Genomic DNA, 25,242 nt, shown 5'->3' on the forward strand with positions numbered 1-25,242 from the left:
CAACAACGGAAGGAGGAGGCGCCCAGTGAGCCAACGGGAGTGGATCGAGAAGGACTTCTACAAGGATCTGGGCGTTTCCTCGTCCGCATCGGCCGACGAGATCAAGAAGGCCTACCGCAAGCTGGCACGGGACCTGCATCCCGACGCCAATCCCGGCGACACCGCCGCCGAGGAACGTTTCAAGGCGGTCAGCGAAGCAAACGCCGTGCTGTCCGACCCTGCCAAGCGCAAGGAATACGACGAGACCCGTCGCCTGTTCGCCTCCGGGGGTTTCCCCGGCGGTGGCAGCGGCTTCCAGCCCGGCAGCGGCGGATTCTCCGGGGGAAGCACCTTCGACCTCGGCGACCTTTTCGGTGGAGGCGCAGCCGGCGACGGCGGCCTCGGCGACCTCTTCGGCGGCGTGTTCAATCGCGGCGGGGGCACCGGTGGGGCCACCCGGTCGCGTCCGCGTCGCGGCGCCGACGTCGAAACCGAAACCACACTCGACTTCCGTGACGCCGTTCTGGGCGTCACCGTTCCGCTGCGCATGACCAGCCCCGCGCCGTGCACCACGTGTCACGGCAGCGGCGCCGAACCGGGCACCAGCCCGCGTGTCTGCCCGCGCTGCAACGGAAGTGGCATCGTCTCGCGCAACCAGGGCGCGTTCGGTTTCTCGGAGCCGTGCGACGACTGCCGCGGCAGCGGCTCGATCATCGACAACCCGTGCCACGACTGCCACGGATCCGGAGTGCAGAACCGCACGCGCACCATCACGGTCCGCGTTCCCGCCGGCGTGAAGGACGGATCCAAGATCCGTCTCGCCGGGCAGGGCGAGGCCGGACTGCGCGGCGCGCCGTCGGGCGACCTGTTCGTGACGGTGCATGTGCGTTCCGACAAGGTGTTCGGTCGCGAAGGCGACGACCTGACCCTCGTGCTTCCGGTCAGCTACGGCGAACTCGTGTTGGGCGGCACCGTATCGGTGCCGACGCTGGAAGGACGTGTCGGGCTGAAGATTCCGTCGGGCACCGCCGACGGCCGGGTCATGCGTGTCCGCGGCCGTGGTGTCGCGAAGCGTGGCGGCGGCTCGGGCGATCTGCTGGTGACCCTCAAAGTGGCCATCCCGCAGAACCTCGACGACAAGGCGACCGAGGCGCTGCGCGCATATCTTCAGGCCGAAGAGGCCGGTGGATTCGATCCGCGTGAAGGATGGGCAGGTGCACGATGAGCGAGACGCCAGGTTTCCGCAACTCACCCGACCCGGATGCACGTGTCTACGTCATCTCGGTCGCGGCCGAGCTCGCGGGGATGCACGCGCAGACGCTGCGTAACTACGACCGGCTCGGACTGGTGACCCCGCACCGCACCAGCGGTGGCGGTCGCCGGTACTCGCCGCGCGACGTCGAACTACTCCGCGAGGTGCAGCGGCTGTCGCAGGACGAGGGTGTCAGCCTCGCCGGCATCAAGCGGATCATCGAACTGACCAACCAGGTCGAGGCGCTGCAGCAGCGGGTCTCGGAGATGTCGGTGGAGATCGCCCAGTTGCGTTCGGCCCGGCGCGACCTGGTTCCCATCCCGCGCAGCAATGCGCTGGTGGTGTGGAAGCCGCGCGGTAAGCGCGACAACTGACGGGTTCATCGCCTCCCTCGGTGACCTCCCGATCAGCGGAATTCCACGACCGGAGAGCCTTCCGCACGGGCACACTGTGGCGTGTTCCACAGGACCGAAGCAGCGGAAGGCATCAAGCATGGTGGATTGGGCCGAAGAATGCGACGTACTCGTCGTCGGATCGGGAGCCGGAGGGTGCTGCGGCGCCTACACGGCAGCACGTGAGGGACTCTCCGTCACACTCGTCGAAGCCTCCGAGTACTTCGGCGGCACCACCTCGTACTCCGGTGGCGGCGGCGTCTGGTTCCCGACCAACGCGGTACTGAAGCGTGCCGGTGACGACGACACCATCGAGGACGCACTCGAGTACTACCATGCCGTCGTCGGTGACCGCACTCCCCGAGAGTTGCAGGAAGCCTACGTGCGCGGCGGTGCGCCCCTGATCGACTATCTCGAGTCCGACGAAGATCTCGCGTTCGTGCCGTACCCGTGGCCCGACTACTTCGGTAAGGCGCCCAAGGCGCGCGCGGGCGGACGCCATATCGTGCCGACGCCGCTGCCGATCGCCGACGACCCCGAACTCAACGAGTCGATCCGCGGTCCGCTCGGACGCGAACGCACGGGCGACGCGCTGCCCGACACGCTCATCGGTGGTCGCGCCCTCGTCGGCCGGTTCCTCATCGCGCTGCGTAAGTACCCCAACGTGCAGTTGCACCGCAATACACCGCTCGAAGAGCTCGTCGTCGAAGACGGCGTCGTGGTCGGAGCGATCGTGTCGAACGGACAGGAGCGCCGCGCGATCCGTGCCCGCAAGGGAATCGTCCTCGCGGCCGGCGGCTTCGATCAGAACGACGAGATGCGCAGCAAATACGGTGTTCCCGGCGCCGCACGCGATTCGATGGGTCCGTGGTCCAATCTCGGCAAGGCACACCAGGCCGGTATTGCCGTCGGTGCCGACGTCGACCTGATGGGCGAAGCCTGGTGGTCGCCCGGCCTGACCCATCCGGACGGCCGCTCCGCGTTCGCACTGTGCTTCACGGCCGGCATCTTCGTCGACCAGGACGGTCACCGCTTCACGAACGAGTACGCGCCCTACGACCGTCTCGGTCGCGAGATCATCGACCGCATGAACGCCGGGAAGATGACGCTGCCGTTCTGGATGATCTACGACGACAGCAAGGGCCAGGTGCCCCCGGTCGGTGCGACGAACGTTCCGTTCTCGCCGACCGAGGAGTACGTCGAGAAGGGCCTGTGGAAGTCCGCCGACACTCTCGCAGGACTCGCCGAGCAGATCGGTGTACCGGCAGCTGCTCTCGAAGCGACGGTCGCGCGGTTCAACGAATTCGTGTCCGAGGGCGTCGACAAGGACTTCGGTCGCGGCGACGAGCCCTACGACCTTGCCTTCACCGGTGGGGGTTCGGCGCTGGTTCCGATCGAGAAGGGGCCGTTCCATGCCGCACAGTTCGGGATCTCGGATCTCGGCACCAAGGGCGGTCTGAAGACCGATACCGTCGGCCGCGTCCTCGACACCGCGGGCAAGCCGATCGCCGGCCTGTACGCGGCCGGGAACACGATGGCTGCGCCGAGCGGCACCGTCTACCCGGGCGGTGGCAACCCGATCGGTACGAGCGCACTGTTTGCGCACCTGGCCGTCAAGGATGCCGCGACACGCTGACCAGGTTCCGCCGAAAGTACACGGGCCGAACGCTACTCACGCTCAGTGGGGGGCGTTCGGCCCGTGTCGTTTCAGGGGCGGGAGTGTTTCAGGGATGAGCGACCGTGTAGGTCACCTTCATGAACGGGAAGCCCGTCTCCACATGGGACGCGATGGAATAGCCGTGCCGGTTGGCGCCATCGATTCGCGTGCCGTCCGCATTCGCTGGACCGGTGCCGTAATTGTTCGACATCAGCGCTACCTGCCCGTCGCCCGGCATCGTGTAGGTCACTTGGATTCCGAGCCCGCGCCGGTCGGTTGCGACAGCGCTGATCGTCTCGGTCGCGTGCGCTGCGATCACTGTGGCAGGTTTGTCGACCCACTGCCCGTAGGCGTTGCTGTCGCCGGCGTAGATCATCGGTGCGTCACTGTTGTTCGTGACGGTCATGGTGATGGTGGGGCCGTCGTCGGGAAGTCCGTCGGCGCCTGCCGTGACGGGTGCGGCGAGGGTCGCGGTGGCGAACACAGCGGCGATGACACGGGTGCGAAGTCTCATGGTGCTCCTGCGGTTGTCTCGGTGCCTGCTGCCGGCGACCGGCCGGCCGACAAAGTGTACCCGCGAGTAGATTTCTGCGGGGTCACCTTCCCATTCCCGATTCCCACCCCTGATAGCCGAATGTCACCTTCGGCAACTCGAGGTGTATGAAGGTGACATTCGGCCGATCCGATCCAAGGGTCAGGCGGGGACCAGCCCGCTGACCTGTGCCACCAGTTCGAGCGACCGCAGCCACGCCTCGCGACCCGGCGCCGACGACACGACGATCAGCTCGTCCGCCTGCGCACGTTCGGTGAACGCGTCCAGATAGGTGCGCACCTCGTCGGCGGTGCCGACGGCGGTGTAACGCAGCATCGTGAGTACCTGCATTCCGGCGGGGGAGTCGAGGAGCATGTCGATCTCTTCGTCGGTGAACGTCCTGCCGCGCCCGACCATCTGCACGACACGCTGACGCTTGGTCTTCTCGAACAGGTCGGCGGCCTCGGCGGTGGTATCCGCCGCGATCACACCGACGCCGGCGATGACGTGCGGCTCGGGGTGTTGTTCCGACGGCTGGTACTCGTTCCGGTACAGCTGCACTGCTTCTTCGAGTGCCTGCGGCGCGAAGTGCGAGGCGAACGCGTACGGCAACCCGAGGAGCGCGGCGAGCTTCGCGCCGAACAGGGACGATCCGAGAATGTAGAGCGGCACGTCCGTGCCCTTACCGGGGACCGCGTCGACGCCGGGGATGCGGGAATCACCACGCAGATACGCCTGGAGCTCCAGCACGTCCTGCGGGAAGCTGTCGGCCGACGACGGGTCGCGGCGTAGGGCCCGCATGGTCTTCTGGTCGCTGCCGGGTGCGCGACCGACACCGAGATCGATTCGACCCGGGTGCAGTGTCGCCAGGGTGCCGAACTGTTCGGCGATGGTGAGCGGTGAATGGTTGGGGAGCATGATGCCGCCTGCGCCGAGACGGATCGTCGAGGTGTGCGCGGCGACGTGCGCGATCAGCACACTGGTCGCCGACGACGCGATGGTCGGCATGTTGTGGTGCTCGGCGTACCAGATCCGCCGGTAGCCCCACTTCTCCGCGAGCTTCGCCATCTTCACGCTCGCCTCGAAACTGTCGCGTGCAGTTTCGCCCTTGCCGATGTGTGCCAGATCGAGAATGGAGAGGGGAACCGTCACCGAGAGATCCTTCGAGTCGGGGCCCGGCACCGGCCGCCGGGCACACCTTCGGTGCAACCCGTTCCCGGCGACCGCTATTCCGCCTCGAGGTCACATGTTCTCGAACGTGCCGTAACTGCCGCGGTAGAACAACAGCGGGCTGTTCGGATCCAGGGTGGTCAATCCGGTGACGCGGGCAACGACGATGGTGTGGTCGCCGGCGTCGTGCTCGGCCTCGATGGTCGCTTCCACGCGTGCGAGTGCGCCGTCGATGGCAGGCGCACCGTTGTCGCCGGGTGACCAGCGCACACCGCGGAACTTGTTTCCGCCGCTCGTTGCGAACGCCCCGCACAGCGTGCGCTGGCTCTCGGCGAGCACATTGATCGCGAGCGTGCCCACCTCACGGATCTTGGGCCAGGTCGTCGACGTGCGAGCAGGGCAGAACGACACCAGCGGCGGCTCCAGCGACACCGACGTGAAGGACTGGCATGCGAAGCCCAGCGGCTCGTCACCGTCGAGTGCGGTGATCACGGTGACTCCCGTGCAGAAGTTGCCCATCACATCGCGCATCGTGCGTGGATCCAGCACTGCATGTTCCGCGGTCATACTCAGCTCCGTTTCCGAGATCGTCGTTCCTCCAGTGTCCGGTACTCGATCCACAACCGTGGACAGGGCTCCCGATCAGTGGTCGAACACGGTGCGAAACACCGGTCTCTCGCTCAACGGGAAACTGTATCCGTGCGGGGATCGGACCGTCGTAGCGTCGCGCGCATGTCCACAACCGAGAGCATCCCCTCAGCCGATACCGTCCGCGCCACCGTCACCGCGTACATGGCCGCATTGGAGTCGGGTTCGTCGACGACCATTGCCGCGCTGTATGCCGACGATGCGACCCTCGAGGACCCGGTCGGCAGCGAGCCGAAGGTCGGCCGTGAGGCGATCACGACGTTCTACAGCGCACTCGACGGTACTTCGCAGAAGACGGAACTGCTCGCGGTGAAGATCAGCGGGGCGAACGCCGCATTCCATTTCCGCGTCACCACCCCGGTGGGCGGCACCACCTACGAGGTCGAGCCGATCGATGTGATGACCTTCGACGGCGAAGGCCGCATCACCTCGATGCGCGCGTTCTGGTCGCCCGCCGATATGCGTCAGCTCTGATGTCGGGCACCGAACTGACGCTCACGCCGGCCGAGCAGGCACTGGCCATCGAGGAGATCAAGCGATTGTTCGCGGCTCGGCTCCGGGTGATGGACACCAAGCAGTGGGAGCTCTACCCGACGCTGCACACCGAAGACGTCGTCAGTGAGACATTCCGGCTCGAGGGCGGCGACCACAGCCACCTGCCGCCGGCGGAGCGTCCCGGTGCGGTCGTGGGCAGCGAGCCGCTGAAGAACATGATCCGGGAATTCCTCGACGGCGCGGTCACCGTCACCTCGGCCCATCACGGGCACAACCCGGAGATCACCCTCACCTCCGACACCACCGCCACTGGCATCTGGGCGATGGAGGACGTGCTGTGGTGGACCAACGGTGATGTGGAGGAACACCTGCACGGCTGGGGGCACTATCACGAACAATACCGACGTGTCGACGGGAAATGGCTGATCAGCTACCGCAACCTCACGAGACTGCGGGTCGATCACACGCCGGAGTTCTACAACTATCGCGGCTAGCGGCGGCGAGTACGAATCCCGTTGGGCGGGACGGAGCGCATCCGAGTTTTCGGCAGCGACCTACCGTCCCGGTGACACCGAAAATTGAAGGAGAATCCTCGATGGCGAAACGCGCAGTACCGCCCCTGACTCCCGCCCACGACACCACCGTGGACCTGCTCGTGATCGGCTCGGGTACGGGCATGGCTGCGGCGTTGAGCGCGAAGGAACTCGGTCTGTCCTCGCTCATCATCGAGAAGACGAAATACGTGGGCGGCTCCACGGCCCGGTCGGGTGGTGCGTTCTGGATGCCGGCCAACCCGGTCCTGAAGCAGGCACGGACCGGCGATACGGAAGAGCGCGGCCGCACCTATGTGCGCGCGGTGGTCGACGGCACCGCACCGGTCGAGCGCGGCGACGCTTTCGTCGACAACGGTGCCGAGACCGTGGCGATGCTGCAGCGCACCACGCCGATGAAATTCTTCTGGGCGGAGGGCTACTCCGACTACCACCCCGAGAAGCCGGGCGGTGCCGCCGTCGGTCGTACGTGTGAGTGCCGTCCGTTCAATCTCTCCCAGCTCGGTGAGGAGCGGGGCCGGCTGCGTCCCGGCCTGATGGACGCCGGTCTGCCGATGCCCACCACGGGTGCCGACTACAAGTGGATGAACCTGATGGTGCGTACTCCCGTCAAGGGTTTCTCACGGATCTTCCGTCGCCTCGCGCAGGGTGTCGCGGGTCTCGCGATCAAGCGGGAGTACGTCGCGGGTGGTCAGGCGATCGCGGCGGGCCTGTTCGCGGGTGTGCTGAACGCGAAGATCCCGGTGTGGACCGAGACGTCGCTCGTGCGGCTCCTCGAGGATGGCGGCCGTGTCACCGGTGCGGTGCTCGAGCAGAACGGCCGCGAGGTGACGGTGACCGCGCGTCGCGGCGTCGTGCTTGCGGCCGGCGGGTTCGACCACGACATGGCATGGCGTCACAAGTTCCAGTCGGAGTCGCTCGCCGAGGGTGAGAGCCTCGGCGCCGAAGGCAACACCGGTGATGCGATCAAGATTGCGCAGGAGATCGGTGCGGGCGTCGACCTGATGGATCAGGCCTGGTGGTTCCCCGCCGTCGCACCGACGAAGGCCGGACGGGCGCCCCTGGTGATGCTCGCCGAGCGGTCGCTGCCGGGTTCGTTCATCGTCGACCAGACCGGTCGCCGCTTCACGAACGAATCGTCGGACTACATGTCCTTCGGCCAGCTCGTTCTCGAGCGTGAGCGCACGGGTGATCCGGTCGAGTCCATGTGGATCGTGTTCGACCAGAAGTACCGCAACAGTTACATGTTCGCGGCCGGACTGTTCCCGCGTCAGCCCATTCCGGGCTCCTGGTACAAGGCCGGTATCGCGCATCAGGGTGCGTCGGCGACCGAGCTCGCGGAGTCGATGGGTGTGCCCGTCGACGCGTTCACCGAGCAGTTCCGCCGGTTCAACGATGACGCTGCAGCCGGTACGGACTCCGAGTTCTCCCGCGGCGGAAGCGCGTACGACCGGTACTACGGCGATCCGACGGTGGAGCCCAACCCGAACCTGCGGCCGCTCGATCAGGGCCCGTACTTCGCGGTGAAGATGACGCTCAGCGATCTCGGCACCTGCGGTGGTCTGCGCGCCGACGAGCGTGGCCGCGTGCTGCGTGAAGACGGCGATGTCATCGACGGCCTGTACGCCGTCGGCAACACCGCCGCCAACGCGTTCGGCGACAAGTATCCGGGTGCGGGCGCCACGATCGGTCAAGGTCTCGTGTACGGCTACATCGCCGCCCACGACGCCGCGAACTCGACCGTCTCGTCGTGACAGTAACGAACATGGACCGGGTCGCCATCGCGGACAGCCTGTTCGCGCTGGCGACCTGTCTCGACGACAAGGACTGGGCGACGCTTGCCGCGTCGCTCACCGATGACACCCGTTCGTACGGGTGCGTCGGCGTCGCGGACACCGTTGCACGCGTTCGGTACTGCCTCGACGCGTGCGGTGCCACTCAGCACGTGATCGGTAACGTCCGGATCGACCAGGGCGAATCGGATGCGGTGGTGCGAAGCAGCTTCCGGGCGTTCCACACCGGGATCGGCGACCTCACCGGCGTCACCTACGAATGCATGGGCGACTACGACGACCGATGGCGCCGCACCTCCGACGGGTGGCGGCTTGCGGCGCGGACCGTCAGGATCCGCGCCGAACTGGGCGACCGCCGCGTCATCGGCATGTAGACCGCCGGCCTCGGGAAAGCGGTCAGTACGGGTCGAAACGGATGTTCTCGATCGGGGTGCCCGATTCGGTCAACCGTTGCACCGTCGTCTGCACCATCGCGCCCGGCCCGCACACGAGTACCTGGTGATCGCCGAACGCCCCGTAGGACGTGACGATCTCGTCGAGGCTGCCCTCGAGCAGGTCGTCGGGGTCGGCGCCGATGGCGCCGACCCGCGAGAGAATGCGCTGGTGCCACGGGTCGGGTACCGAAGGGTCTTCCACCGATTCGACGACGGGGACCACGGTGAGCCACGGCAATGCCTCGCCCAGCAACGCAAGCATGTCGGCCGCATACAGATCGCGCGGCGTGCGCGCACCGATGAACAGGAATGTGCGAGGAGGGCTCTCGCGGCGTGCGGCGTCGAGGACGAGCGCGCGCATCGGCGCGAGGCCGGTGCCGGCCGCGACCATGATGGCGATGCGTCCGGTGTCGTCGAGGTGGAGGTCGCCGCCGCGCGGTGAGGTGATGGTCCATACGTCGCCGGGCTGGGTGTCGGAGACGATGGCGCCGCTGACCCAGCCGCCGGGGACGGTGCGCACGTGGAATTCGAGCTTGCCGTCCATCGACGGTGGCAGCGCGGGGGAGAGGCGCCGCGGCAGATTCGGGCGCTGGGGGACCGTCACGTCGACGTACTGACCCGCGCGGAACGGGACGATGCCCTCGGTGCATTCGAGGCGGATGACAGCGAGATCGTGGCGGAGCCGGTGGTGCTCGACGACGGTCGCCGACACGGCGATCTCTGTTTCGGACGCTGGCGACGTGGCCGACTGCATGTAGGAATCCTCTTGGGTGGTGGGCGCGCGATGGTGCTGAGGGCTCGGTGCTGCCATGAACTCTAGGCCAGAATTCGGACATGTCACAGAATGGAACATGTTTCAGTTTTGGGGCTCGAGCGGTTATCGTGACGGTCAGCATGTGATGGTCGCCATAACGACCTGTCTCGGCCATCGCACCGCCGCCGCCACGATCGGAAGGATGCCGATGACTGAGAACTCCGTAGAGTCCCGGGAGTACGCAGAGCTGCATCGCCCCGTCTACAACCCGGATCTGCTCATCACCGCACTCGACCGCAGCGCCGACCGCCCCGCACTGCACCTGGGCGACGTCGTCCTCACAGGCGCCGAGATGCGCGCGGCCATCAGCCGCTACCAGCAGGCGCTCGCGTCGGTCGGGGTCGGGCAGGGCTCGTCGGTCGCGGTGCTGTCGAAGAATCGTCCCGAGGTCCTCATCAACATGGGCGCGACGATGATCGCCGGGTGCCGCAACAGCGCCCTCAACCCCATGGGGTCGCTCGACGACCACCTGTACATCACCGCCGATGCCGAGATCGAGACCCTGGTATTCGATCCCGTGCACTTCGAGGAGCGCGCCGCAGAACTGAAGGCGCAGGTGCCGACGCTGAAGAATCTGTTCTCGCTCGGTCCCTCGGAGATCGCCACCGACATTCTCGCCCTCGCCGACACCTTCGCCGAGCAGCGACTCGTCGCAGCGCATGTCGATGCCGAGGACACCTCGTCGATGGTCTACACCGGTGGCACCACTGGAAAGCCCAAGGGCGTGATGGGCTCGTTCCGCTCCGGTGTCGCACTTCCGCAGATCCAGATGTCCGAGTGGCAGTGGCCGGACCAGCCCCGATTCCTGATCTGCACGCCTCTCTCCCACGCGGGCGCCGCATTCTTCATTCCCACGCTGCTGCGCGGCGGCTGCCTCTACGTGCTGCCCTACTTCGAACCGGGACTCGTCCTCGAAGCGATCGAGAAGCACCGCATCGACGCCACGATGCTCGTCCCGACGATGATCTACATGCTGCTCGACCACCCCGACTTCGACGCCCGCGACCTGTCGAGCCTGCAGACCCTCTTCTACGGCGCCTCCGCCATGTCGCCGGCACGGCTGCGCGAAGGCATCGAGCGTCTCGGTCAGGTCTTCTTCCAGTTCTACGGCCAGTCGGAATGCGGCATGAGCATCGCGGTGCTGCGCAAGGAAGAGCACCTCGCCGACGACCCCGAACGCCTCGCCTCGTGCGGCCGCCCGGTGCCGTGGCTCGACGTGCGCCTGCTCGACGACGACCTGCGGGAGGTGCCCCAGGGTGAACTCGGCGAGATCTGCGTGCGGGGACCGCTGGTGATGAAGGGCTACTGGAACAAGCCCGAGGAGACCGCCGAGGCGCTGCGCGGGGGATGGCTGCACACCGGCGATGTCGCCCGCGCCGACAAACACGGATTCCTCACCATCGTCGACCGCAAGAAGGACATGATCGTCACGGGCGGATTCAATGTGTTCCCCCGCGAGATCGAGGACGTCATCTCGGCGCATCCCGCGGTCGCAGCGGTCGCGGTCGTGGGTGTTCCCGATCAGAAGTGGGGCGAAGCCGTGAAGGCGTGCGTCGTGCTGCGCGACGGGCAGGACGTGCCGGCCGACGAACTCGTCGAGAAGGTGCGCGCGGCGAAGGGCTCCGTGCACGCACCGAAGTCGGTGGACTTCCTCGAATCGCTGCCGCTGACGCCGCTGGGCAAGCTCGACAAGAAGACGCTGCGCGCGTCGTACCGATAGTTCACGCACGAAGGTTGTGCGAGGAAACGCCTTTCCCCGGTCCGTGTGGTGACATCGGTCACGTGGCAAGCGAAGTCCGTCGACCCGAGTGACGATTATTGCCGGTGGTCGGGGGATTTCGAATCACCCTGAATCACCGCTGTGTATCGACCAGCGGCGCACGGCATCAACCATCAGAGGGGGAATGAATGGGTTCCATCGCATCGCTGCTCACCGACGTGCTCGTGGGTGTCGTCCTGGAGCTGATCTCGTCGGGATCCGCTGAGTAGGTCCTGCGCGGGATTGTTCGATCGGGATCTGGTCGGCGGCGTGATGGGTGCCGCCGACGTCGACAGACTGGTGGACACACGCCGGAGATCCCGGACGGTTCTCGGTGGCCACGCCGCACAGCCGGCCGCCGAGAACCATCCTGCATGCTCGTTTCTGCTGGTAAAACGCCCGAAGTCGGGTCGTCGTGGGGGCGGCAGGCCTACCGTTGGATCATGTTGTCTGCACAGAACGTCGAGGTTGTGCGCGCGACGCTTCCCGTCGTCGGGGCCGCCATCGACGACATCACTCCCATCTTCTACCGTCGGATGTTCGCCGCGCATCCCGAGCTCGAGCGAGATCTGTTCAACCGCGGAAATCAGGCGCAGGGTGATCAGCAGCGTGCCCTCGCCGGCGCGATCGCCGCGTACGCGACCCTGCTGGTCTCCGAGAACGTCGCCGAGCCCGACGATCTGCTCTCCCGGATCGCGAACAAACACGCGTCGCTGGGCATCATCGCCGAACAATACGACATCGTTCACAAGCACCTGTTCGACGCGATCGTCGAGGTGCTCGGAGACGCCGTCACCGCAGAGATCGGGGCGGCGTGGGACGAGGTCTACCAGGAGATGGCGGCGGCGCTCGTCTCGATGGAGAACGAGTTGTACCGGGAATCAGGAGTCGAACCCGGGAAGGTGTGGCAGCAGCTCGTCGTCCGGCAGCGAACCCAGGAATCGCCCGACACGGTGTCGTTCGCATTGGCGCTCCCCGACGATTCCGCATTGCCGTTCGCGCGCCCGGGCCAGTACGTGTCGGTGGCCGTGCGGCTTCCGGACGGCGCTCAGCAGATCCGGCAGTACAGTCTCACTCGCGCGCCGCAGCGCGAGTACTGGGGAATCACGGTCAAGGCGATCCCTGAGACGCGGCCGGAGGACGGTCGCGTCATCCCCGAGGGCGAGGTGTCGAATCATCTGCACCGCAATCTGTTCGACGGCGACAAACTGAAGGTGTCGCGGGCGTACGGCGATCTCCTGCTCGATGACACCGACGCTCCGCTGCTGTTCATCTCCGCGGGGATCGGCTGCACTCCGATCATCGGTTTCCTGCACTACCTCAGCCGCACCGAGTCCGACCGGTATGTCACCGTGCTCCACGCCGACCGCGCGCCGTCGAGGCACGCCCACCGGCGGGAGCTGTCCGAACTCGTCGAGCGACTGCCAGGCGCCCACCTCCACCACTGGTACGAGGACCTGGGGGTGCGGCCCGCGACCGACACGACCCGCTCCGGCAGGATCGATCTGAGCGAGGTCGAGATCAAGCCCGGCACCCAGGTCTACCTGTGTGGTCCATTGCCCTTCATGGAGATCGTGCGCGGGGCATTGGTCGAGCGCGGCGTTTCGGAGCGCAACATCCACTACGAGGTGTTCGGGCCCGACAAGTGGCTGCCCAGTTGATACTTCGGAGAGTTGCAAGATCAAGTCCCGGTGAGTAATACGGCTCACAAAGTCCAGGAAATGTTGCCTTACTCTCGCAGGTCCTATCGACCCCCGAGAAGGGAACCGTTCCTCGATGCACCTCACCCGCCCCGCAGTCATCGCAGCGGTCGCCGTCACGACCACCCTCGTCGTCGGATGCGGCAGTAGTCCCGACGAGAGCGTGGACACGACTTCGGAATCCGCCGCTCCCGCGACCGCGTCCCCCGCGGCGTCGGTCCAGGGAGAGCCGCTGCGGATCCTGCTGACCGACGACGACGGATGGGACGCTCCGGGAATCACCGCCACGTACGACGCGCTGATTGCTGCCGGGCACGACGTGACGATGGTGGCCCCCGCCCACAATCAGAGCGGACAATCCGCCGCGTTCGATTTCACGGGCAAACTCGAGGTTGTCCACCCCGGCGGAGATCCGAAGATCTACTCGGTCGATTCCACGCCGGTGGGCTCGGTGATGTTCGGCCTCAACGAGGTGTTCAAGGGGGAGAAGCCGGATCTCGTGGTGTCCGGCACCAACGTCGGATCCAACGTCGGGTTCGACACGAACTATTCGGGCACGGTCGGAGCGGCGATCGTCGCGAGCGGTGCCTATGGAGTTCCGGCGATCGCGATCAGCACCGATACCAGCTATCGCGAGTCCGAGGTCGTGCCGGCCTACGCGCAGACGGCAGATCTGTTGGTGGAGATCCTCGACAGGCGTATCCCGGCGATGGGCGAGGGAACGATCCTCAATATCAACTATCCGTTGCTGAAGGACGGAGATACCGAAGCGAAGGGCCTGAAGTACACACCGATGTCGTCGGCGTCGGCTGCGGCCTTCGGATACGAGCAGATCGACGAAACTACCTTCGAGATCGTGCCCGGGCGCGCCGAGGCTCAGCCGGAATCCGGCACCGACTCCGCCGAGCTGAACGCCGGGTACGTCACATTCACGCTCCTGAACGCCGACCGATCGGTTCCGGAGTCGGACGCGTCCGTCGTCGAGGACCTCATCGCTTCGCTGAGCTGAGAGCGCGCCCGATATGCCTGATCTACCGAGGGAGAACGTCGCCTGACATACTGCCTCGCATGGCGAACGGGGATCCCCAGCGGGTAGAAGTGCGAGTGCCGGTGCAGAGCGCGGACGAGGCTCTCTTCGGATCGGCATTCAGCGGAGAAGGCGCACTGCGGCCGGTGGAACCGGTGCCGCCGATCTGCTCACGACACGGAGACCCCGAGTCCGATCGGGTGCGGGTGACGGTCAGGTCGGATCGCTCGCAGCCGCAGCACAGTGAGAGCCGGCTGGGTTCGGTGCTCGCCTCGGCCTACACGGTGCAGGTGGCGGCAGTGGAATGGCCTGTCTGTGCGCGTTGTGTCACAGCGCGTCTGCGCTGGCAGATCGCTGCGGCGGCGCTGTTCACCGCGCTTGCGGTTCTGTTCCTCGGGCTGGTGTTCGCGCTGCTGCAGGGTGCGCCTCGTCCCTACGGGATCGCGCTGCTCGTGGTGTTCGCGGTGTCGTTCGTCCCGCTCTATGTCGCGCTGCGGATGATCGAGCACCGCCGGGCCGGCGTAGGGGTGACTCTCGCCGAAGACGGTTCGGCGCTGGTAGTGCACGACGCGCACCCGGACTTCGCGCGCGCCGTGACGTTGCGGGCGTGATCAGAGCGGGTCGAAGCTGATGTTCTGCCGCGGTGTGCCCGCGGCAGACAAGGCGTACAGCGTCGTGCGGATCATCGACGGCGACCCGGCGATCTGGATCTGGTGATCGGACCACGATCCGAAACTCGCGACGACCTTACCCAGCTTCCCCTGGATCGGCTCCTGCAGACCCCGGGGGGTCTCGCGTAAGGGGACCGGATGCCAGTACGGGTTCTCGAGTTCCTCGGTGACGGGGGTGATCGTGAGCCACGGATTGGTCATGGCGATCTGCCACAACGTTTCCAGATCGTAGAGATCGCACGGGTAGTTTCCGCCGTAGAACAGATGGGTGCGCGGATTCGTGCCGCGCATCGCCATCTCCATGATCTGGGCGCGCAGCGGCGCCAGACCGGTGCCCGACGCGATCATCAGCACATCCTGGCCGCTGTCCCGATCCACCTGTAAACCCCCGAGCGGCGGACCGATGGTCCACCGATCGCCGACCACGACCTCGCTGACGAGCCCTCCGCTGACCCATCCCGTCGACACTCGTCGGACGTGGAATTCGATCTGCCCCTGGGGGTTCGGGGGAATCGCCGCGGACAGGTACCGCCACATCTGGGGACGCTGCGGGATCTGGACGCTCATGTACTGGCCCGCGTGATATGGGATGGGCGTGTCGGTTTCGAGCCGGATGATCGCGAGGTCGGCAAGCACGCGTTCGTGGCCGACGACGGTAGCGCCCCATGCTGCCGGCAGATCGTCCTCGGCTGCGGCGACGGCCATCGTCTCGGTGAAGTGCGAGATCACCTCGGCCCAGGTGCGTTCGAGTGCTGCGGTCCACAGGATCAGCGGCGTGCACTCGCGCACCGCCACGAGCAGTGCGTGCCCAGCGGCGCGGAAGTGCTCGGGCCGTACTCCGTACTTGCGGTGATCGCGTGCCAATTGGCCGAGGAAAGCGTCCAGGCCGTCGACGTCGGTGAGTTTGTCGACCGCCCATCCGACCGCGGTCGTGAACCGCTGCCGCATGTTCTCCATACCGGCAGGGAACAGCTCGCGGGTCCCCGACGTCTCGCTCCAGAGTGCGGTGTAGAACGCCGTGGCGAACCGCTCCGGCCCGGTCGGGGTTGCGGTGATCGATGCGAAGCTGAGTTGCACTCGGGCGATGGCGAACGCCTCCACGCCATCCTCCCACGTAATGCGCTGATTCGGACGCCGCCACTGTAGTCGTTTCCTTGTGGGTCGGCCACATGCGCTCTGCGGGCATGCGAGCGAGCGTTGAATGGTGTGAGGTGACTCACATGTAGATTGAAAGTTGAGTGGAACAAACTCAACTTTGGGCTCGTTGAATCAACCGAGTGCCCGCGGACCGGAGTCTGCGGGTACAGAATTGATACAGACTCACTCGAGAACGGAAGGAGCCCGTAGTGGACTCGTTCAATCCCACGACGAAAACCCAGGCGGCGTTGACGGCGGCACTGCAGTCGGCATCCGCTGCGGGCAACCCGGACATCCGTCCCGCGCACCTGCTCGTTGCACTGCTCGACCAGACCGACGGCATCGCCGGCCCGCTGCTCAAGGCGGTCGGCGTCGACCCCGCCCAGATCAGGAGCGAAGCGCACGAGCTCGTCGACAAGCTGCCCACCGCGACCGGCGCGACCACCACACCGCAGCTCGGCCGTGAAGCGATCGCCGCGCTGTCCGGGGCGCAGAAGCTCGCCACCGAACTCGACGACGAATTCGTCTCGACAGAGCACGTCCTCGTGGGACTTGCGAGTGGCGACTCCGACGTCGCGACGCTCCTCGCGGGAAAGGGGGCCACCCCCGAGGCTCTGCGTGAGGCCTTCACGACGGTGCGTGGCACCGGCCGCGTCACCAGCGCCGACCCGGAAGGCACCTTCCAAGCTCTCGAGAAGTACTCGACCGACCTCACCGCGCGTGCCCGCGAAGGCAAACTCGACCCGGTCATCGGCCGCGACAACGAGATCCGTCGCGTCGTACAGGTCCTGTCGCGCCGCACCAAGAACAACCCCGTGCTCATCGGTGAACCCGGCGTCGGCAAGACCGCGATCGTCGAAGGCCTTGCGCAGCGCGTCGTCGCAGGAGACGTCCCCGAATCGCTCCGCGGCAAGTCCGTCATCTCCCTCGACCTCGGTTCGATGGTCGCGGGCGCGAAATACCGCGGCGAATTCGAAGAACGCCTCAAGGCCGTGCTCGACGAGATCAAGGCATCCGCCGGGCAGATCATCACGTTCATCGACGAACTGCACACCATCGTCGGCGCCGGCGCGACAGGCGAGTCGGCGATGGACGCGGGCAACATGATCAAGCCGATGCTCGCGCGCGGTGAACTCCGACTGGTCGGCGCCACCACCCTCGACGAGTACCGCAAGTACATCGAGAAGGACGCCGCCCTCGAACGCCGCTTCCAGCAGGTGCTCGTCGGTGAGCCGAGTGTCGAGGACACCGTCGGCATCCTGCGTGGGCTCAAGGAGCGTTACGAGGTGCACCACGGTGTGCGCATCACCGACTCCGCGCTGGTGTCCGCCGCGACCCTGTCCGACCGCTACATCACGTCGCGGTTCCTCCCCGACAAGGCCATCGACCTCGTCGACGAGGCCGCGTCGCGGCTGCGGATGGAGATCGACTCGCGACCCGAGGAGATCGACACCGTCGAACGCATCGTCCGTCGCCTCGAGATCGAGGAGATGGCGTTGCAGAAGGAAACCGACGCTGCGTCGAAGGATCGGCTCGACAAGCTGCGCGGCGAACTCGCGGACGAACGTGAGAAGCTCAGTCAGCTCACCGCGCGTTGGCAGAACGAGAAGACCGCGATCGACTCCGTCCGAGAGGTCAAAGAACAACTCGAAGCGCTGCGTGGTGAAGAGGAACGTGCCGAACGTGACGGCGACCTCGGCAAGGCCGCGGAGTTGCGCTACGGCCGCATTCCCGAGCTGGAGAAGAAGCTCGAGGCTGCAGCGAAGGCATCGGGCGCCGCATCCGACGGCGATGTGATGCTCAAGGAGGAAGTCGGCCCGGACGACGTCGCAGAGGTCGTCGCCGCATGGACGGGCATCCCCGCCGGTCGCATGCTCGAAGGTGAAACCGAGAAGCTCCTGCGGATGGAAGACGAGATCGGCAACCGCGTCGTCGGCCAGGCCGAGGCCGTGCAGGCCGTCTCGGATGCGGTCCGCCGCTCTCGGGCCGGTGTCGCCGACCCGAACCGTCCCACCGGATCGTTCCTGTTCCTCGGACCCACCGGCGTCGGCAAGACCGAGCTCGCCAAGGCGCTCGCCGACTTCTTGTTCGACGACGAACGCGCCATGGTGCGGATCGACATGTCGGAGTACAGCGAGAAGCACAGCGTCGCGCGGCTCGTCGGTGCGCCTCCCGGCTACGTCGGCTACGACGCCGGCGGTCAGCTCACCGAAGCGGTGCGTCGTCGCCCGTACACGGTGGTGTTGTTCGACGAGGTTGAGAAGGCACACCCCGACGTGTTCGACACGCTGCTGCAGGTGCTCGACGACGGGCGCCTGACCGACGGCCAGGGCCGCACGGTCGACTTCCGCAACACCATCCTGATCCTCACCTCGAACCTCGGTGCGGGTGGCGACAAGGACCACGTGATGGCGGCGGTGCGCATGGCGTTCAAGCCGGAGTTCATCAACCGGCTCGACGACGTCGTGATCTTCGACCCGCTGTCCGAAGAGCAGCTCGAGAAGATCGTCGACATCCAGATCGACCAGTTGGCGAAGCGCCTCGAGGCACGACGGCTCACACTCGACGTCGACGGAGCGGCCCGGATGTGGCTCGCGGTGCGTGGCTACGACCCGCAATACGGTGCGCGTCCGCTGCGCCGCCTCATCCAGCAGGCGATCGGCGACCAGCTCGCCAAGAAGCTGCTGGCGGGGGAGATCCGCGACGGCGACACCGTGAAGGTCGGGGTGAGCGACAACGCCGACGGCCTGGTCCTCGGCGTCTGACACCAGTGCGGGGCCGGTCCCGGCGGCAACAGCCACCGGGACCGGCCCCGCATCGGTACCTTGGGAGGGGCTATGACCAATCCGAACGATCCGCGCACACCGCAGGAACGTGCCTATCCGCACGACGAGCCGGGTGACGACGAGACGCGCGTACTGCACACCGACGATCCGACGGAGGCGTACGGCCGGCCGGTGACGAACCCGACCCTCGCGTACCCGCAGTACGATCCGCGCTTCGATTCGGCAGCGCCGCCCCCGAACCCCACCCAACAGCTCGGCGAACCCCTGGGGCAATACCCGCAGGGCCGGCAGCCGGCCGCGCAGTATCCGACGGCCCAGTATCCGACCGTCCAGGACTCGCAGGCTCAGTACCCGCAGGGGCAGTACCCGACGGCCGGCTACCCCGGCGGTGGGTATCAGCCGCCCGGCCCGCCCCCGCCCGGATACGGAGAGCCCGGATACGGGCAGCCCGCCGAGCCCGAAAAGAAGCCACGCGGTCCACGCTGGGGTGTCCTCGCCCTCGCGGTGATCGTGCTCATTGCTCTCGGCGGGATCGTCGGCTACCTCCTCAGTGGAAGCGGCGACGAGCCCGACAGCAGCGCGACAGGGCCGACTACGACGCAGGCCCTGCCACCGGCGCCCACGACGACACCGTCGCCCGTTCCCGCACCCGGCGGCGCTGCGCCGGACCTTCCGCTCGACGAGCTTCCCGGCGGGCTCGGAGAGGTCCTCGGCCAGACCGGTGCCGTCGTGGGATCGATCACGGCAAACGACGGCACCAGCATCACCCTCAGCGGTATCGGTGGGTCGCTCACCACGGTGCTGTTCACGCCGGAAACCCAGATCATCACGTTGAGGGGGTCGTCTCCGGAGGCGCTCGAGATCGGCGCGACCGTCGTCGCGACCGGCAGCCCCGTCGAGAACGGACAGATGACCGCCGAGACCGTCATCAGCGCGTCGCTCCCGTCGTTCGGCAGCCCGGGCAACTGAAGACGCTAGGCTGATCCCGATGACATTCATGTGGTTCGGTCTGGCGGTGATCGCGCTCCTCGGCGCGCTCGCTCTCCTGTACGTCGACCGCACGCGGAGGGAACAGTCCGGGCGTGTGCGGGAGATCTGGGCGCGCGCCCAGGGGTACAAGTACACCGACTCCGACGAGCGGCTGCCGTCCAACTGGCATCGCGCGGCGTTGGCGAAGCAGGAATATCTGGGCGCGATCGACGTCGTGCGCGGGGTCCGTCGGGGCGAGGAATTCATCCTGTTCGACATCGAGGAAACTGCCACGATCGTCGCGGTGCGCCGCAAGGTCGGGTCCGACGTCGACATCGACCTGCGTCTCAAGTCGACGCCTCCGCCGAAGGATTCCGACATGAATCTGCTCGGGTCGATCGGCCCGCGCATCGTGTTCTCCACCGACCTCGAGATCGCCCGTCGCGTGTGCGACCAGCGTATGGTCTCGTTCACCCAGTCGATCCCGGAGCACGTCCAGATGCTGTGGAGTGAGGGTCCGTGGACGCTCGGTTCGATCCCGGTGGGAAGCAACGGGCGCGAATGGGATGCGGCAATCGAGGCCGTTGCGCGCCTGTCGGGAATCCTGCACGTCCTCCCGCCCGTCGTCGATCCCGACAACGTCGATCGCAGCTTCCACGATCCGGGACGCCCCTCCGCTCATCGCTGAGCCCCGCTCGTCAGGTCACGGTACGGATACACCCGGGCTGACACGCCGGATCCTTCGTCGTGCGAACCGATCGGGGTCTGTACATTTCTCGCCGTGACACCTGTGGCTCTGGTGATTGTTGTGGCAGTGGTGGCCGTTGCGCTGCTCTGGATACGGCTGGGGATGCGCCGATTGCGGACGCTTCGTACCCGACGCAGAGACGGCCTGCATCTGCTGCTGAACGAACTCGATGATCGCTACGATCTGATCCCCGCGCTCATCGCGGCATCGGCGGGCGCCGGTGTCGAACGCAGCCGGATCAGCCCGGTCGTGGGAGCACGATCCCTCGCCATCGCGATGCGCGACCAGCGCCTCGACCTCCCCGAACGTGCGGCGACCGAGAACGCGCTGTCGGCCGCACTGCACGAGCTCATCGGGGTCCTCGACGGAGTCAACCACTGGCCGTTCATCCGCGTCGCCCGCGAACTGCAGACCCGCGAGCAGCGCATTGCGGGCGCGGTCCGCGTCCACAACGATCTCGCGGACAAGCTCAACTCCCAGGTGTCGAGCTTCCCGACGTCGTTGTTCGCGAAGCTGGCCGGAGTGCGGGCTGTCGCAGTGTTCGAGGTTCCGGCAGGTCTGGCGACAGAGACGGTGACCGAGACGACGCCGGTGACCGAGCAACAGACCGAAGCGCAGGCGCCCACCTCGGACAAGACCGACGAGAAGGATTCGGGGACCGTCGCCGCCTGAGGCCTCACCGACAGCGACTAGGCTCGTTTCGCACCGGTTCCGCCGCCGGTGGTGAACGAGACGACGGTGAGGATATGCGATGAGCGACCGCGACGAACTGGCTGCACTGGTACGTGAGCTGGCAATAGTGCACGGCAAGGTGACGTTGTCGTCGGGCAAGGAAGCCGACTACTACGTCGATCTGCGTCGCGCGACCCTGCATCACCGCGCAGCACCGCTCATCGGCTCGCTTCTGCGCGAACTCGTCTCCGACTGGGACTTCGATGCGGTAGGTGGCCTCACCATGGGCGCCGACCCCGTCGCGATGGCCGTCATGCACGCGCCCGGACGCCCGATCGACGCCTTCGTCGTCCGCAAGGCCGCCAAGGCCCACGGCATGCAGCGTCAGATCGAGGGCCCCGACGTCGTCGGTAAGCGAGTGCTCGTCGTCGAGGACACGACCACCACCGGGAACTCGCCGCTCACCGCAGTCAAGGCACTGCGCGACGCGGGGGCGATCGTCGTGGGTGTGGCAACGGTCGTCGACCGCGCCACCGGAGCCGACGAGGTCATCGCTGCGGAAGGCGTCGAGTACCGGTCGCTGCTGGGCCTCTCCGACCTGGGCCTCGACAACTCCTGACACCGTGACGCCACGGATGCGGCAGACCGTCACGCAACTTGCCGACGGTCGCGAGCTGATCTTCTTCGACGACACCGAACCGTACGTCGGGGGAGCGGCCACCCGTGCCGCACACGACCGTCGTGAACTTCCGACGGTCGTGGCAACGTCGGAGGTTCGCATCGACCCGCTCACCGGGGATCCGGTGACGTTCGCCGCACACCGCATGGACCGCACGTTCCTGCCCTCGATCGCGGAGTGCCCACTCTGCCCGACCCGCCCCGGCGCCTCCACCGAAATCCCTGCAGACGACTACGACGTAGCGGTCTTCGAGAACCGATTCCCGGCGCTCTCCTCGGGCGACGGCTCGACGGGAGGCCGCTGCGAAGTGGTGTCCTTCACCGCAGACCACGACGCCCGCTTCGCAGATCTCCCCGTGACACGTGCCCGCACCGTCATCGATGTCCTCGCGTCCCGTACTGCGGCGTTGTCGTCGCTGCCGGGCGTGCAGCAGGTGTTCTGCTTCGAGAACCGCGGTGTCGAAATCGGTGTGACACTGGAACACCCGCACGGTCAGATCTACGCCTACCCGTTCCTCCCGCCGCGGACGCAGACGTTGCTCGACCGCGCCCGCGACCATCACGAACGAACGGGACGGTCGCTCCAACGCGACATCCTCGATGCCGAACGTCATACCGGAACCCGCGTCGTGTGGTCGGGCGAATGGTGGACCGCGTACGTCCCCACCGCGGCGCGGTGGCCGATCGAGGTGCACCTCGCACCGCATCGCGACGTCCCCGATCTCACCGCGCTCGTCGACGCAGAGCGCGACGAACTCGCTCTCGCCTACCGCGGCCTGCTCGGACGTGTCGATCGGTTCTTCGACGGACTCGACCGCGTCCCCTACATCGCTGCATGGCACCAGGCCCCCGTCGGGGACGGACGCGAGCACGGCCGGTTGTTCTGCCAGATCTTCTCGCTGCGTCGTGCCCCCGACAAGCTCAAATACCTGGCGGGCTCCGAATCGGCGATGGGCGCGTGGATCAGCGACACCACACCCGAGCGTATCGCCGAGCGGCTACGCGAGCTCGCGCCGTGACGGTGCCGGACGGCGCGGCCCGCGCGGTGTGCGACGGCGCGTCGCGCGCGTTCACCGCGGCGTTCGGCGGCGACCCCGACGGCATCTGGTGTGCACCCGGTCGCGTCAACCTGATCGGGGAGCACGTCGACTACGCAGGCGGCTTGTGCCTGCCGATGGCGATTCCCCAGGTAACGGCAGCCGCGGTGCGCCGTCGTACCGATGGGCGGCTCCGCCTGCACAGCACAGGATTCGACGCCGTCGACGTGGAACTGGGCGAACGTGTCGAGGGATGGGGTGCATACGTCGCCGGTGTGGTCTGGGCGCTCGACCCACCCGATTTCCACGGAGCCGACATCGCGATCGCGTCGGAGGTTCCCGTCGGTGCGGGACTGTCATCGTCCGCTGCGCTCGAGGCGTCCGTGGCACTGGCGCTCGCCAACCTGTGCGGCCTGCCTGTCGACGACAACGGACGGAATGTCCTCGCCCGGGTGTGCGTGCGTGCGGAGAACGACTACGTGGGGGCGCCCACCGGCGGCATGGACCAGCAGATCGCCCTGCGCGGCAGGGCCGGCCACGCGTTGCTCCTGGACTGCGCCGACGGGCACGTCGAACACATCCCCGTCGACACCGCGGCAGCAAGGCTCACGGTGCTGGTCGTCGACACCGGGACAGGGCACCGCCTCGTCGACGGACAGTACGGGTCGCGGCGAGCCGCTGTCGAGGAAGCGGCGCGCCTGCTGGGCGAGCCCCTGCGCGAAGTGGAATCCGTTTCGGCACTGGATAACCCGATGCTGCGGCGCCGCGCGCGACACGTGGCGACCGAGATCGGACGCGTCCGCGTTGCCGCCGACGCACTGCGCTCCGGTCGCGTGCGCGAACTCGGCCCGCTGCTCGACGCGTCGCATCGGTCTCTGCGCGACGATTTCGAGGTCAGCTGCGCCGAACTGGACAGCGCTGTCGATGCTGCGACGGCGGCCGGTGCGCTCGGAGCGCGTATGGTCGGGGGAGGCTTCGGAGGTTCGGCAATTGCGTTGTGCGAGAACGACGACGTGCCGAGGATCGAAACGTCCGTGACCGCGGCGGCCGCGGCCCGGGGCTTTCCGTCGCCGGTGTTTCTGCACGCCACTCCGTCCCATGGTGCGCGCCGCTGTTGACCCGCAACCCGGGTACTGTGCGCGCATGGGTTGGTTCACTGGGAACAAGTGGGGCGTCGAGCACGCCGTGTTCGTGGCCGCGAGCGCGGCGACGGTGGTCGGCGGTGTACTCGGCAACGAGTCGGTGCAGAAGGTCGCGAAGCCGCTGATCGCGCCATCGCTCGCCGTTCGGGTGTTGCGCCGCTCCCATGACCTCGACCGCGCCGACACCGCGCTGCTCCTCGCGGGCCTGACCGCCGCGACGGTGGGTGACATGTTCATGATCGACCCCGACGATGACAGTCGGATCCTGCGCGGGGCAGGATCTTTCGCGGTGATGCAGACGTCGTATTCGACGTTGCTCGCTCGGCACGGCGCGCGCCCGACCCGTACCTCGGTGCTGCAGCGTGTGCCCGCGGTGTTGGGAGCTGCCGGTCTGCTCGGGTCGCGGAGCCGCTCGGTCGCGGCGCCGCTCACCGCGTACGGCACCCTGCTGGCAACCACCGCGACACTCGCCGCCGACCCTTCCCTCGCTCCCGTGGCGAAGACTTCCGGTGGTCTCGTGCTTCCGAACGCCGACCGGCGCAGCTGGCTCGGCCTCGGGGGGCTCGTGTTCACCCTGTCCGACGGCACCATCGTCGGAAGACGGGCCCTGCTGAAGAACAAGTCCGCGCGGGCAGCGGCGGAAGGATTCGTGCTCGCCACCTATGCGGGCGCGCAGCTGCTTCTCGTCGAGGGGATCCTTGCGCTCGCCCGACGGAGATGACCCGTCAGGGGAAGATCAGGATCCGGGTGCGGTCGTCGGGGTCGACGAGCACTGAGACCACCTGGCCGGCCACCAGTCGCGACAGGTCGCTGCGTCCGGCCTCGAATACCACCCTGCCGCTGTACGGCTCGGATCCGGGCACCATCAGATCCAGATCCAGTTCGGTTCGCTGCACGTCGCCGATCACGCGGCCGAGCGGTGTAGCGGCGCGGATCGTCGCCCAGCCTTCGAGGCCGTCGCGTTCGATCTTGCGGTCTTCGCGGGTGGTGCGATCGGCGATCAACATGCCCAGACCGAGCACTGCGCCGTAGAGGCAGACCAGGAACATCACCTGGAATCCTTCGGTGCCTTCGGCGGAGTCCGGGTAGAAGAGGTTCAGCCAGAGTGACAGCAGAATCAGGTATCCGGTCGTGATGAACGCGACCGTGCGCAGGATGCGCTTGTGCTTCATGGGTCCTCCGTCTCCCAGCGTAGCGCG

25 protein-coding genes are annotated in these 25,242 nt (G+C 66.9%); 19 read left to right on the forward strand and 6 right to left on the reverse strand.

The window, feature by feature from the left end; translation table 11 throughout:
* The first annotated feature begins 25 nt into the window (after positions 1–25).
* The 3 genes from dnaJ to EV641_RS22720 all read left to right on the forward strand — a co-directional run bounded on the left by dnaJ (position 26) and on the right by EV641_RS22720 (position 3,259).
* Complete coding sequence (gene dnaJ, locus EV641_RS22710) at positions 26–1,204, forward strand: molecular chaperone DnaJ (protein ID WP_132474769.1); 1,179 nt, start codon at positions 26–28, stop codon at positions 1,202–1,204.
* Complete coding sequence (locus EV641_RS22715; RefSeq protein ID WP_132474771.1) at positions 1,201–1,605, forward strand: helix-turn-helix domain-containing protein; 405 nt, start codon at positions 1,201–1,203, stop codon at positions 1,603–1,605. Before dnaJ ends, EV641_RS22715 begins: the two co-directional genes overlap by 4 nt.
* A gap of 118 nt (positions 1,606–1,723) precedes the next feature.
* The gene (locus tag EV641_RS22720) at positions 1,724–3,259 is read left to right on the forward strand and encodes an FAD-binding protein (protein WP_132474773.1); all 1,536 of its coding nucleotides are present in this window, start codon (positions 1,724–1,726) and stop codon (positions 3,257–3,259) included.
* Positions 3,260–3,347: 88 nt separating this feature from the next.
* Here EV641_RS22720 and EV641_RS22725 read toward each other — a convergent pair whose 3' ends face one another.
* The 3 genes from EV641_RS22725 to EV641_RS22735 all read right to left on the reverse strand — a co-directional run bounded on the left by EV641_RS22725 (position 3,348) and on the right by EV641_RS22735 (position 5,549).
* Positions 3,348–3,794: a hypothetical protein gene (locus EV641_RS22725; RefSeq protein WP_132474775.1), complete on the reverse strand. Its 447-nt coding sequence runs from the start codon at positions 3,792–3,794 to the stop codon at positions 3,348–3,350.
* Between the two features lie 180 nt (positions 3,795–3,974).
* Positions 3,975–4,964 carry an LLM class flavin-dependent oxidoreductase gene (locus EV641_RS22730; RefSeq protein WP_132474777.1) on the reverse strand — a complete coding sequence of 330 codons (990 nt, stop codon included), beginning with the start codon at positions 4,962–4,964 and terminating at the stop codon, positions 3,975–3,977.
* Between the two features lie 90 nt (positions 4,965–5,054).
* Positions 5,055–5,549, reverse strand: a complete 495-nt coding sequence (locus EV641_RS22735) for a flavin reductase family protein (RefSeq protein ID WP_132474779.1) — start codon at positions 5,547–5,549, stop codon at positions 5,055–5,057.
* Positions 5,550–5,714: 165 nt separating this feature from the next.
* Between EV641_RS22735 and EV641_RS22740 the strand changes: the two genes are divergently transcribed.
* The 4 genes from EV641_RS22740 (at position 5,715) to EV641_RS22755 (ending at position 8,843) form a co-directional block, all read left to right on the forward strand.
* Positions 5,715–6,104 (forward strand): nuclear transport factor 2 family protein, encoded by a 390-nt coding sequence (locus EV641_RS22740; RefSeq protein WP_054716425.1) that lies wholly within the window; start codon positions 5,715–5,717, stop codon positions 6,102–6,104.
* Positions 6,104–6,619, forward strand: coding sequence for a nuclear transport factor 2 family protein (locus EV641_RS22745; protein ID WP_054716416.1), 516 nt, complete (start codon positions 6,104–6,106; stop codon positions 6,617–6,619). The genes EV641_RS22740 and EV641_RS22745 overlap by 1 nt, the downstream gene beginning before the upstream one ends.
* Positions 6,620–6,720: 101 nt before the next feature.
* Positions 6,721–8,430 carry a 3-ketosteroid-delta-1-dehydrogenase gene (locus tag EV641_RS22750; RefSeq protein WP_132474781.1) on the forward strand — a complete coding sequence of 570 codons (1,710 nt, stop codon included), beginning with the start codon at positions 6,721–6,723 and terminating at the stop codon, positions 8,428–8,430.
* Positions 8,427–8,843, forward strand: coding sequence for a nuclear transport factor 2 family protein (locus tag EV641_RS22755; RefSeq protein ID WP_241997408.1), 417 nt, complete (start codon positions 8,427–8,429; stop codon positions 8,841–8,843). The genes EV641_RS22750 and EV641_RS22755 overlap by 4 nt, the downstream gene beginning before the upstream one ends.
* A gap of 22 nt (positions 8,844–8,865) precedes the next feature.
* Here the strand turns inward: EV641_RS22755 and EV641_RS22760 are convergent, their stop codons facing one another.
* On the reverse strand, positions 8,866–9,657 hold the full coding sequence (locus tag EV641_RS22760) for an FAD-binding oxidoreductase (RefSeq protein WP_132474783.1): 792 nt from the start codon (positions 9,655–9,657) through the stop codon (positions 8,866–8,868).
* 208 nt (positions 9,658–9,865) lie between these two features.
* Between EV641_RS22760 and EV641_RS22765 the strand changes: the two genes are divergently transcribed.
* From EV641_RS22765 to EV641_RS22780, 4 genes are all read left to right on the forward strand, one after another.
* Positions 9,866–11,437 (forward strand): AMP-binding protein, encoded by a 1,572-nt coding sequence (locus tag EV641_RS22765; protein ID WP_132474785.1) that lies wholly within the window; start codon positions 9,866–9,868, stop codon positions 11,435–11,437.
* A gap of 482 nt (positions 11,438–11,919) precedes the next feature.
* A complete protein-coding gene (locus tag EV641_RS22770; RefSeq protein ID WP_132474787.1) occupies positions 11,920–13,137 on the forward strand; it encodes a globin domain-containing protein in 1,218 nt (405 codons plus the stop codon).
* A gap of 115 nt (positions 13,138–13,252) precedes the next feature.
* Positions 13,253–14,185, forward strand: a complete 933-nt coding sequence (gene surE / locus EV641_RS22775; RefSeq protein ID WP_132474789.1) for a 5'/3'-nucleotidase SurE — start codon at positions 13,253–13,255, stop codon at positions 14,183–14,185.
* Between the two features lie 59 nt (positions 14,186–14,244).
* A complete protein-coding gene (locus EV641_RS22780; protein ID WP_132474791.1) occupies positions 14,245–14,814 on the forward strand; it encodes a hypothetical protein in 570 nt (189 codons plus the stop codon).
* Here the strand turns inward: EV641_RS22780 and EV641_RS22785 are convergent, their stop codons facing one another.
* Positions 14,815–15,975, reverse strand: a complete 1,161-nt coding sequence (locus EV641_RS22785) for a globin domain-containing protein (RefSeq protein ID WP_054715588.1) — start codon at positions 15,973–15,975, stop codon at positions 14,815–14,817.
* A gap of 245 nt (positions 15,976–16,220) precedes the next feature.
* Between EV641_RS22785 and clpB the strand changes: the two genes are divergently transcribed.
* The 8 genes from clpB to EV641_RS22825 all read left to right on the forward strand — a co-directional run bounded on the left by clpB (position 16,221) and on the right by EV641_RS22825 (position 24,764).
* Complete coding sequence (clpB, locus tag EV641_RS22790; RefSeq protein WP_132474793.1) at positions 16,221–18,776, forward strand: ATP-dependent chaperone ClpB; 2,556 nt, start codon at positions 16,221–16,223, stop codon at positions 18,774–18,776.
* A gap of 72 nt (positions 18,777–18,848) precedes the next feature.
* Complete coding sequence (locus tag EV641_RS22795; RefSeq protein WP_132474795.1) at positions 18,849–19,766, forward strand: hypothetical protein; 918 nt, start codon at positions 18,849–18,851, stop codon at positions 19,764–19,766.
* Between the two features lie 28 nt (positions 19,767–19,794).
* On the forward strand, positions 19,795–20,454 hold the full coding sequence (locus tag EV641_RS22800) for a hypothetical protein (RefSeq protein ID WP_132474834.1): 660 nt from the start codon (positions 19,795–19,797) through the stop codon (positions 20,452–20,454).
* A 93-nt stretch (positions 20,455–20,547) separates the two neighbouring features.
* Positions 20,548–21,186, forward strand: a complete 639-nt coding sequence (locus EV641_RS22805; RefSeq protein WP_241997409.1) for a LemA family protein — start codon at positions 20,548–20,550, stop codon at positions 21,184–21,186.
* Positions 21,187–21,265: 79 nt separating this feature from the next.
* Entirely contained in the window at positions 21,266–21,805 is a 540-nt protein-coding gene (gene pyrE, locus EV641_RS22810; protein WP_054719608.1) for an orotate phosphoribosyltransferase, read from the forward strand.
* Positions 21,806–21,821: 16 nt separating this feature from the next.
* The gene (galT, locus tag EV641_RS22815) at positions 21,822–22,883 is read left to right on the forward strand and encodes a galactose-1-phosphate uridylyltransferase (protein WP_132474797.1); all 1,062 of its coding nucleotides are present in this window, start codon (positions 21,822–21,824) and stop codon (positions 22,881–22,883) included.
* 2 nt (positions 22,884–22,885) lie between these two features.
* On the forward strand, positions 22,886–24,019 hold the full coding sequence (galK, locus tag EV641_RS22820) for a galactokinase (protein ID WP_241997412.1): 1,134 nt from the start codon (positions 22,886–22,888) through the stop codon (positions 24,017–24,019).
* A 25-nt stretch (positions 24,020–24,044) separates the two neighbouring features.
* Positions 24,045–24,764, forward strand: a complete 720-nt coding sequence (locus EV641_RS22825) for a lysoplasmalogenase family protein (RefSeq protein ID WP_132474799.1) — start codon at positions 24,045–24,047, stop codon at positions 24,762–24,764.
* A gap of 4 nt (positions 24,765–24,768) precedes the next feature.
* Here the strand turns inward: EV641_RS22825 and EV641_RS22830 are convergent, their stop codons facing one another.
* A complete protein-coding gene (locus EV641_RS22830; RefSeq protein ID WP_054720247.1) occupies positions 24,769–25,215 on the reverse strand; it encodes a hypothetical protein in 447 nt (148 codons plus the stop codon).
* Positions 25,216–25,242: the final 27 nt, after the last annotated feature.

It is taken from the genome of Rhodococcus sp. SMB37, assembly GCF_004345605.1.
Lineage (GTDB): Bacteria > Actinomycetota > Actinomycetes > Mycobacteriales > Mycobacteriaceae > Rhodococcus.

Bases quoted from the DNA above. Each gene is read 5' to 3' on its own strand.
- EV641_RS22745 (WP_054716416.1), top strand. From the start codon at position 6,104: ATGTCGGGCACCGAACTGACGCTCACGCCGGCCGAGCAGGCACTGGCC.
- EV641_RS22800 (WP_132474834.1), top strand. From the start codon at position 19,795: ATGTGGTTCGGTCTGGCGGTGATCGCGCTCCTCGGCGCGCTCGCTCTC.
- EV641_RS22795 (WP_132474795.1), top strand. From the start codon at position 18,849: ATGACCAATCCGAACGATCCGCGCACACCGCAGGAACGTGCCTATCCG.
- galT (WP_132474797.1), top strand. From the start codon at position 21,822: ATGCGGCAGACCGTCACGCAACTTGCCGACGGTCGCGAGCTGATCTTC.
- EV641_RS22825 (WP_132474799.1), top strand. From the start codon at position 24,045: ATGGGTTGGTTCACTGGGAACAAGTGGGGCGTCGAGCACGCCGTGTTC.
- EV641_RS22720 (WP_132474773.1), top strand. From the start codon at position 1,724: ATGGTGGATTGGGCCGAAGAATGCGACGTACTCGTCGTCGGATCGGGA.
- EV641_RS22760 (WP_132474783.1), bottom strand. From the start codon at position 9,657: ATGCAGTCGGCCACGTCGCCAGCGTCCGAAACAGAGATCGCCGTGTCG.
- EV641_RS22750 (WP_132474781.1), top strand. From the start codon at position 6,721: ATGGCGAAACGCGCAGTACCGCCCCTGACTCCCGCCCACGACACCACC.
- EV641_RS22830 (WP_054720247.1), bottom strand. From the start codon at position 25,215: ATGAAGCACAAGCGCATCCTGCGCACGGTCGCGTTCATCACGACCGGA.
- EV641_RS22725 (WP_132474775.1), bottom strand. From the start codon at position 3,794: ATGAGACTTCGCACCCGTGTCATCGCCGCTGTGTTCGCCACCGCGACC.
- EV641_RS22770 (WP_132474787.1), top strand. From the start codon at position 11,920: ATGTTGTCTGCACAGAACGTCGAGGTTGTGCGCGCGACGCTTCCCGTC.
- EV641_RS22740 (WP_054716425.1), top strand. From the start codon at position 5,715: ATGTCCACAACCGAGAGCATCCCCTCAGCCGATACCGTCCGCGCCACC.
- EV641_RS22765 (WP_132474785.1), top strand. From the start codon at position 9,866: ATGACTGAGAACTCCGTAGAGTCCCGGGAGTACGCAGAGCTGCATCGC.
- surE (WP_132474789.1), top strand. From the start codon at position 13,253: ATGCACCTCACCCGCCCCGCAGTCATCGCAGCGGTCGCCGTCACGACC.
- EV641_RS22715 (WP_132474771.1), top strand. From the start codon at position 1,201: ATGAGCGAGACGCCAGGTTTCCGCAACTCACCCGACCCGGATGCACGT.
- pyrE (WP_054719608.1), top strand. From the start codon at position 21,266: ATGAGCGACCGCGACGAACTGGCTGCACTGGTACGTGAGCTGGCAATA.
- EV641_RS22780 (WP_132474791.1), top strand. From the start codon at position 14,245: ATGGCGAACGGGGATCCCCAGCGGGTAGAAGTGCGAGTGCCGGTGCAG.
- EV641_RS22735 (WP_132474779.1), bottom strand. From the start codon at position 5,549: ATGACCGCGGAACATGCAGTGCTGGATCCACGCACGATGCGCGATGTG.